The sequence below is a fragment of the Curtobacterium sp. HSID17257 genome (genome assembly GCF_003989515.1).
Lineage (GTDB): Bacteria > Actinomycetota > Actinomycetes > Actinomycetales > Microbacteriaceae > Curtobacterium.
This window is the reverse complement of record NZ_RBLU01000125.1, coordinates 1-8,476: the sequence shown is the minus strand read 5'-3', so window position 1 is coordinate 8,476 and position 8,476 is coordinate 1. Positions and strand designations below refer to the sequence as shown.

Here is an 8,476-nt window from a genome sequence, read left to right as displayed (position 1 = left end):
CCTCGGCGTCGTCGAGGTGGGCGACGGTGGCCTCCCACGCGGCGAGGCGTGCGAGGTCCTCGTCGCGGCGGGCGACCTCGTCCTCGAGCAGCACGATGCGCTCGATCGTGCTGCGGCCGCTCGTGGCGGAGACCTCGACCGCCAGGTCCTCGATGCGCAACGCGATGCGGGCGGGCGGCTCGGGGAACGACGGGGCGCAGACGGCGACGTGCCGTGCACGGTCGCGGCGGCGGAAGGCGGTGGTGTCGGCGGGTTCCGCGACTGCCGGCCGCGCGGTGTCGGCGAGCTCGGTGTGGGCGACCTCGGCGTCGGCGAGCTCGGTGTCGGCGGCGGGCTGCTCCGGGACGGCGTCCGTCGTCACCGGGCGCTGCACGGGACCCGTGACCGGCGGCACCACGAGGTCCGCCAGGTACGGCGCGCGGGTGGCCGGGACGTCTCGGAGCCACTCCTCGAGCTCGCGACCGAACGGGTCGACGAGGGGGGTGCGTGCACCGGGCTGGGTCTCCATGTGACGCAGGATAGATATCACACGGGCCGGGAGCGGGGAGATCCGCGGTGTGTCGCGCATCCCGAGCCCTCGGACGTCACGTTCCGGGCCGGAGGTGAGCGGCGTGTCACGGCCTCGGGAGCGACTCCGCGAAGCCGTCGAGCATGCGCCGTCCCTCGAGCCAGGCGCCGACGCCGCTGGCCACGTTCACGTGCTGCCGGTCCCCCACGCGGAGCACCCGGGACCCGAGCACGCCGGCGAACTCGACGGCGCGGTCGGCGGAGCAGTACGGGTCGTCGTCGCTGACCACGAGCACGGTCGGTACCGCGACGGCCCGCTGCGGGGCGTGGAAGCGGGCGGCCTCGGCGGGGAACACCGTGGCGTCCGGGTCCGGGGGTGCCACGAGGAACGCGCCGATGACCCGCCCGGCACCGTGCCCTGCGGCGTGCTCCGCCAGCCACCGGGCGACCGCCAGGACGCCGAGGCTGTGTGCGACGAGCAACGGCGGCCGCGCGCAGGCGTCGACGGCCACGGAGATCGCGCGGTCCCAGTCGTCGGGCTCGGGCTCCGACCACGACGACGGCGCGATGCGCACGGCGGCCTCGCCACGCTCGTCCTGCCAGCGGGACTGCCAGTGCTCGGCGTCCGATCCCCAGATGCCCGGGACGACGACCCACGGGTGCCGGTCCGCCGGGCGCAGCTGCTCCTCCATCCCGGGAAGCGTAGCGGGGCGGCCGGCGACCACGGGCGTCAGGCGTGCAGGGTGTCGCGCGGGTACTCGCCGAAGCGCTTCGCGTACGCGGCCGAGAAGCGACCGAGGTGCGCGAAGCCCCACCGGACGGCGACGGCGGCGACGGTGAGCTCGGCGGGGGCACCCCGACGGAGTTCCTCCCGCACTCGGTCCATCCGGATGCCGCGGAGCATCGCGTTCGGCGCGGTCCCGACCTGGCGCTGGAACGCCTGCTGCAGGCCACGCACGCTGAGCCCGACGTGCTCGGCCACGTCGGTGGTGGTGATCGGGGTGTGCGCGTAGGCGTGCATGTACTCGATCGCCTCGCGGACGCGGCTCGTCGCGCCCTGCGGCATCGTCACCTCGGGTGCGAGCTGCTCGTGCGGGAAGGTCCGGAGCATCGCCAGGGCGGTCGCGCGAGCGGTCTCGGCCATGACGAGCGGCGACGGCGCAGTCGCGCCGAGGACGACCTGCGCTGCCCGGCGCACCTGAGCGTTCCAGAGCCGCAGGTCGTCGGTCTCGGGCCGGGCGGTGTGGTCGAAGACGATCGCGCCCGCGCTGCCGCCGTGTTCCTCGGCCGCGATGCCCTCGAGGAACCGCCGGTCGAAGTGCACGAGGTTCTGGCGGACGTCCTCGACCTCGAACACGAACGGTCGACCGGCGGGGAACACCAGCGCGTGCCCCGGTGCGAACGACGCTTCGTCGCGCCCGACGTCGACCGTGCCGCCGCCGTCGGTCGTCCACATGACGGCGTAGTCGTCGCCGGACGACGCTTCACCCGTCGCCTGCGCGTCGAAGTGCGTCGACCGGAAGGACATCGAGGCGTCTCCGACCGCCTTGAAGCGGTAGCCGAAGGTCCGCGACGTGTGGCGGGCCGCGAAGTGCGCGCCGTCGTACGCGTCGGAGAACAGCTGGAGCGCCGCACCCAGGTCGGTGCCCGCGGCCTCGTAGCGCATCCGCGTGTCTGCGCGCGTCTCGGTCGTCACCTGGCCGAGCGTGTCACGACGACCGCCGATCGGCACGCGCGTCGGCGGCGCGTGCGCGGACCGGCTCCCGCCGTGCGGGAACCGGATGATGGGCGGTCCGGCGCGCGGACCGGACGATCGGGCGTCAGTGCCGCCCGCGGCGGACGGTCCAGCGGTTGCGGTCGTCGACCCGCTCGTAGCGCAGGTCGTCGACGACCATCTGCACGAGCGCGAGCCCACGGCCGCCCTCGGCCAGCGCCTCGGGCAGGGACGCCGCCGACGGGTCGACGAGCACGGGCACGCCGTCGTCCGACAGCGACACCGTGACGTCGTCGGGGCCGACGTCCATCCGGAGCGAACAGGACACGCGACCACCGCCCGCGCCGTGCTCGATGACGTTCGAGGCGAGCTCGACGAGGGCGAGCTCGAGCGCCATCCGGTCCTCCTGGGACAGGTCGGGCTCGTGGTCCCACACCGAGGACAGGAAGGTGTGCACCGCCGTCACGTCGTCGGGCGGGCAGGCGAGGTCGAGGACGTGCTCGCCCTTGGCCTTGGTCACCGTCATCCCCAGTTCGTCACCGCGGCGTCCCCGTCCGGGTACGTCCGCAGGATCTTGTCGATGTTGGAGAGCTTGAGCACCATCTGCACCTGCTCCGAGGGGGCTGCGAGCCGGAGGTCTCCCCCGGCCTGCCGAGCGGTCTTGAGGCAGCCGACCAGGGCGCCCAGTCCGGACGAGTCCATGAACTCGACGCCGGAGAGCTCGACGACCAGACGCGCGCGTCCGCCCTCGACGACCTTCGCGACGGTCTCGCGGAAGGCACCCGCGCTCACCATGTTCAGTCGTCCGCTGCACTCGAGCACGGCGGTGTCGTCTGTTGCCTCGTGTACGACGATGTCCATGCAGGGGCCTCCTCGGTTCGGTGCGGGTGCACCCAGCAACCTACCGGGTGCGAGCCGTCAAGCGGTACGGCCTCGCCGCGTCGCGAGGACCTGGACGACGACGGCTGCCGCCATGAGCGTCGCCATCACCGCCCCCATGGCGGTCGCGGTCCCGCCGAGCACACCGGCGAGCGGGGTGCCCAGCCCACCGAGGCCGAACGTCAGACCGCCCTGCAGCGCGGCGGCGGTCCCGGGGTGCGCAGCGCCGACGTGCTGCGTCCGGGTCATCGCCGCGGGGAGCACGAACCCCCAGGCGCCCGTGACCACCGCGAGCGCGCACCACACCGGCACGGGCCCCAGCCCGGCGAGGGCGGCGACCAGCACGACCGCACTGCCGAGCGTCCCCGTGGCGAGACCGGCGGTCAGCAGGGTGTCCTCGGAGAACCGCCCGACGACGCGCCGGAACACGAGCGTCGTGACGACCATCATCGAGGCGTTCGTGGCGAACACGAGCGTGTACAGCGCTTCCGAGAAGCCGTACTGCTGCTGGAACACGAACGAGCTCGTCGCGATGTAGGCGAAGAACCCGATCGTGGACAGCACCCCCGTCAGCACGTACGCCCGGAACCGCCCGATCGCGAGCAGGTCGCGGATGCGTCGCCCGTTCGCACGGAACCCGGTGCCGCCCCGCGCTGCCGGCGGCAGGGTCTCCCCGAAGCGCAGGACGACCGCGACCGTGAAGGCCGCGCCGAGCACCGCGAGGACGACGAACATCAGGCGCCACGAGCCGACCGTGAGCACGGCACCGCCCGCCAGCGGTGCGACGACGGGGCCGATCGCGTTGATCGCGGCGAGGGTGCCGAACACCTTCGCGGTCCGCGGTCCGGTCGTCGTGTCGGAGACCATCGCGCGCCCGGCCACCGCTCCGGCCGCTCCGGCGAGCCCCTGCAGCACCCGGGCGACGACGAGGGTGCCGGCGTCGGGCGCGAGCGCGCACCCGATCGAGGCCAGCGCGAAACCGGCGGTCCCGACGAGCAGCAGCGGCCGACGTCCGATCCCGTCGCTCACCGGTCCGGCGAGGAGCTGCCCGACGGCGAACGCGACGAGGAACGCCGTGAGGGACAACTGCACGACGCCCGGCGTCGTCCCGAGCTCGCGCGCGATCGTCGGCAGCGCCGGGATGTACATGTCCGTCGCGAAGGGCGACACCCCGACGATGAGCGCCAGCGGGACGATCGGCGGCAGGGCCCCGCTCGTCGAGGTCGTCGGTCCGGTCCCCGCGCGCTCCGTCGTCACCGACGCCACGCTACGCCCGTGCGGATCGACCCGACGACGGTCGGGAGGCGCGGTACCGTCCGGCACCGCGCCTCCCCTTCGTCTCGTGGTCGCGTCCGCGACCAGCGGGCTCAGCCCGTGTTCTGCAGGCCGGCCGCCACGCCGTTGACGGTGAGCAGGAGCAGGCGGTGGTCGCCGTCCGTCGGGTCGGTGCTGCCGGAGGTCCGGATCGCCCGCAGGGCACGGAGCTGCAGGTGCGACAGTGCGTCGACGTACGGGCTGCGCAGACGCACGGCACGGGCGAGCACCGGGCGGTCCTCGAGCACGTCGCTGCCGCCGGACACCCGCAGCACCCACTCGCGGGTGCGCAGCATCTCGTCGAGCACCTTCGCGGCGAGGTCGTCGCGGTCGGCGAGCTCGAGGTAGCGGCGGGCGATCTGCTCGTCGGTCTTCGCGAGCGACATCTCGACGTTCTTGATCATCGCGCCGAACAGCGGCCACTCGGCGTACGCGGCGCGCAGGGCGTCGACGTCGCCGACGGCCTCGAGCGCGGAACCCAGGCCGTACCAGCCGGCCAGGTTGATGCGCGCCTGCGTCCACGAGAACACCCACGGGATGGCACGGAGGTCCTCGAGCGACTCGACGCTCAGGCCGCGTCGGGCCGGGCGGGAGCCGAGCGGCAGGAGGCCGATCTCCTCCATCGGGGTCACGCGGGCGAACCACGGCGCGAAGCCGTCGGCCTTCACCAGGTCGTAGAAGGCGCGGCGCGAGACGTCGTCGAGCTGCTGCGCGAGGTCGGCGAAGCGGGTCGCCGCGACGGCCGTGCGCTCCTCGTTCGACGGGGACGACGCGAACAGCGTCGCCGAGGCCATCTGCTCGAGGTGTCGGGCCGCGATGTCCTGGTCGCCGTACTGGGCGAAGATGACCTCGCCCTGCTCGGTGAGCTTGAGCCGGCCGTCGATCGACCCCGGCGGCTGCGCGAGGACGGCCTCGTTCGCCGGACCGCCGCCACGGCCGAGCGACCCGCCGCGGCCGTGGAACAGCGTCAGCTCGACGTCGTGCTCGCGCGCCCAGTCGGCGATCCGCGCCTGGGCGTCGTACAGCGCCAGGTTCGCCGACACCGGGCCGACGTCCTTCGAGGAGTCGGAGTAGCCGAGCATGACCTCGAGCCGTCGCCCGGTCGCCGCGAGCCGCCGCTGGAACGGCTCGGTGCGGACGGCCTCGTCGAGGATGTCGACGCTCGCGTGCAGGTCGGCGAAGGTCTCGAACAGCGGGATGACGTCGAGCACGGGGGCCGCGTCACCGCAGGCGGCCCGGGCGAGTTCGTGCACGTTCGCCAGGTCGGCGGCCGACTGCGTGAAGGAGACGATGTAGCGGTGCGCCGCCCGGACGCCGTAGCGCTGCTGGAGGTCGGCGACGGTGCGGAACACCGAGAGGACCTCCTCGGTCGTCTCGGACAGCTCGCCACCGGCGCGGATCTCGGCCAGCGCGGTGCGGTGCACCTGGGAGTGCTGGCGCACCTCGAGTTCGGCGAGGTGGAAGCCGAACGTCTCGACCTGCCACACGAGGTTCTGCAGGTCGCCGTTCGCCGTCCGGACCGCACCGGCGGCGACGAGCGACGCCTGGATCACCCGGAGGTCGGCGAGGAGCTCCTCGGGACTGCCGTACGCCAGGCCGTCCTGGCCGCGGCGGGTGGCGCGGAGGCGGGCGGCGACGAAGAGCAGTGCGCGGCGGTGGGTCTCGTTCGGGGCGCGGACGCCGATGCGCTCGGCGATGCCCGGGTCGAGCTGCTCCTGTGCGGCGACGAGTGCCTGCAGGCCGGCGTCCGCGGGGGTCTCGGCAGCGTCGAGCGTCAGTGCCGAGCCGATGCGGGTCGCAGCGCGGGCGAGGCCGAGCAGGATGTGCTCGGCGGCGATGTCGGCGGCCTGCTTCGTGACGGCGGCGGTGACGTGCGGGTTGCCGTCCCGGTCGCCGCCGATCCACGTGCCGAAGCGCACGAAGGCCGGGGCGGTCACCGGCACCCGACCGGCGTCGTCCCCGAGCAGCCGGTCGTCGAGCAGGCGGTAGACCTGCGGCACGATCTCGAACAGGGTCTGGTCGAACACGCTCATCGCCGTGCGGACCTCGTCGAGCGGGGTCGGGCGGGTCGTGCGGAGCGGCGAGGTGCGCAGGAGGGTCGTGATCTCCTCGAGCAGCCGACGCTCGTTCTCGGCGCGCGCGGTGGCGTTGCGGGAGCGGTCGCGCTCGTCGATCAGGTCCGTGATGCGGCGCACCGCCGTGGTCACCGCGCGACGGCGGGCCTCGGTCGGGTGTGCGGTGAGCACCGGGTGGAAGCGCAGGTCGGCCAGCCGCGCGGCGGCCTCGTCCTCGCCGACCTGCTCGACGAGTGAGGCGTAGGTGGCGGGGAACGAGTCGCCCGGGAGTCCGCCGTCGTCACCGCGGGCGCGGAGGACGCGCACGCGGTGGTGCTCCTCGGCCAGGTTCGTCAGGTGGAAGTAGGTCGTGAAGGCCTGGGCGACGGCTTCGGCCCGCTCGGCGGACATGCCGGCGACGATCGCCTCGGCCCGGGCGGCACCATCGGCGTCGGAGCCCTCGTACGCCTCGATGACCGCGGCGCGCAGGCTCTCGACGTCGCGCAGCAGCTCGTCGCCACCGGTCTCCCGCAGCACCCGCCCGAGCAGGTTGCCGAGGTACCGGACGTCCGCGCGCAGGTCGCTGTCGACCGCGCCGCTGACGTCGTCCCGTGCGCGCCCGTGGCGCGTCGATCCGTCGATCGCCGTCATGGGTTCCTCTCACGTTGCGCCGGGACCGTGTCCCGGGTCTCCAGCACTGTACCGGCGCGCGCGGGCACGTGACGACGACCGTCCGGACGGACCGCGGGCGACGCGGTCGGGTGGGGAGCAGCAGCCGGTCAGGCGGGGAGCAGCGACGCGGCGCGGTCGTCCTCGGCCGTCGGGCGACGCACCGACGCCACGAGCGCCCGGTCCAGGCTCGCCGCCAGCTCGACCTCGGCGAGCACGGCATCGCGTTCGGCGTCGGACCAGGGTGCCGCGTCGAGCTGCGCCCGGTAGGTGTCCTCGAACGCCGCGGGATCGGCCACCTGGTCGAAGATCGTGAAGAGCACACCGTTCGTGTCGAAGCCGAACCGGTCCTCGAGCAGCCGCGCCAGGGTGGGGCCGCCGGTCAGGTCGCCGAGGTAGCGGGTGTAGTGGTGCGCGACGAACGCCCCGGGCGAGGTCGCCGCGACGGCGCACAGGCGACGGACGTACGCGGTGGTCGCCGCGGTCGGGCAGCAGAGCTCGGACCAGTCGGGTCCGACCAGGTACTCGAGGTCGGCGCGGATCGCCGGCATCCGGGTGAGCTGCGTCGTGACGAACGGTGCGGCGACGGGGTGGTCGGCCATCCGCTCGGCCGCGCGCTCGAGGGCGTCGTACACGACCGCGTACTGGCCGAGCAGGTCGGCGTAGTCGGCGACGTCGCACTCCCCCGCGAGCAGGTCGTGCGCACCCCCGGTCCACACGGCCGGGCCCGCAGCGGTGCGGGAGCGCCGGCGCAGGAGCTCGGAGAACGGCGTCACGGTCGGACTCATGAGGTGAGGCTAACCTCAGTAGCTGGCAAGGTCGAGCACCGGAAGAGGAATCCCAGGATGAGTCCCACGCGCACCCAGCACGTCTTCGTCGTCGAGCGGACGGAGCGCCTGACCCCGCACATGGTCCGGGTCCACCTGGGCGGCCCGGCCTTCCGGGACTTCGTCGACGGCGCCGACCCGGACCGACTCGGCGCCACCGACCAGTACGTCAAGCTCCTGCTCGCACCGCCGTCGAGCGGCCTGACACCGCCCTACGACCTCGAGGCGCTGCGCGAGTCCCTGCCGAAGCACGAGCGGCCCGCGCGCCGGACGTACACGGTCCGCTCCGTCGACCACGTCGCCGGGACCATCGCGATCGACTTCGTGGTGCACGGCGACGAGGGCCTCGCCGGGCCCTGGGCCGCCGCCGCCGAGCCCGGTGACCTCCTCGCCCTGTCCGGTCCCGGTGGCGGGTACGCACCGGCACCGGACCCGTCCGTCACCCACGTCCTGCTCGGCGACGACAGCGCGCTGCCCGCGATCGGTGCGGCCCTCGCCGCGATGCCCGCCGA

The 8,476-nt window shown here is 73.9% G+C and carries 9 protein-coding genes; 1 reads left to right on the top strand and 8 read right to left on the bottom strand.

All coding sequences use genetic code 11. From position 1 onward, the window contains the following. The 8 genes from D8M35_RS14205 to D8M35_RS14170 all read right to left on the bottom strand — a co-directional run. A partial coding sequence (locus D8M35_RS14205; protein ID WP_148113382.1) for a hypothetical protein occupies positions 1–508 on the bottom strand: 508 nt, incomplete at its 3' end. A 106-nt stretch (positions 509–614) separates the two neighbouring features. Then, on the bottom strand, positions 615–1,199 hold the full coding sequence (locus tag D8M35_RS14200) for an alpha/beta hydrolase (RefSeq protein ID WP_126892435.1): 585 nt from the start codon (positions 1,197–1,199) through the stop codon (positions 615–617). Positions 1,200–1,237: 38 nt separating this feature from the next. Continuing rightward, positions 1,238–2,203: an AraC family transcriptional regulator gene (locus D8M35_RS14195; RefSeq protein ID WP_126892434.1), complete on the bottom strand. Its 966-nt coding sequence runs from the start codon at positions 2,201–2,203 to the stop codon at positions 1,238–1,240. Between the two features lie 124 nt (positions 2,204–2,327). Further along, complete coding sequence (locus D8M35_RS14190; protein ID WP_126892433.1) at positions 2,328–2,747, bottom strand: ATP-binding protein; 420 nt, start codon at positions 2,745–2,747, stop codon at positions 2,328–2,330. Continuing rightward, on the bottom strand, positions 2,744–3,082 hold the full coding sequence (locus D8M35_RS14185) for an STAS domain-containing protein (RefSeq protein WP_126892432.1): 339 nt from the start codon (positions 3,080–3,082) through the stop codon (positions 2,744–2,746). The genes D8M35_RS14190 and D8M35_RS14185 overlap by 4 nt, the downstream gene beginning before the upstream one ends. A gap of 57 nt (positions 3,083–3,139) precedes the next feature. Continuing rightward, a complete protein-coding gene (locus D8M35_RS14180; RefSeq protein ID WP_238638247.1) occupies positions 3,140–4,357 on the bottom strand; it encodes a multidrug effflux MFS transporter in 1,218 nt (405 codons plus the stop codon). A gap of 110 nt (positions 4,358–4,467) precedes the next feature. Continuing rightward, complete coding sequence (locus D8M35_RS14175) at positions 4,468–7,119, bottom strand: phosphoenolpyruvate carboxylase (protein WP_126892430.1); 2,652 nt, start codon at positions 7,117–7,119, stop codon at positions 4,468–4,470. Between the two features lie 128 nt (positions 7,120–7,247). Continuing rightward, positions 7,248–7,925, bottom strand: a complete 678-nt coding sequence (locus D8M35_RS14170; RefSeq protein WP_126892429.1) for a heme oxygenase (biliverdin-producing) — start codon at positions 7,923–7,925, stop codon at positions 7,248–7,250. A gap of 57 nt (positions 7,926–7,982) precedes the next feature. On the opposite strand from D8M35_RS14170, the gene D8M35_RS14165 reads away from it, so the two are divergent. Further along, on the top strand, positions 7,983–8,476 hold a 494-nt coding region (locus D8M35_RS14165), incomplete at its 3' end, for a siderophore-interacting protein (RefSeq protein WP_148113381.1).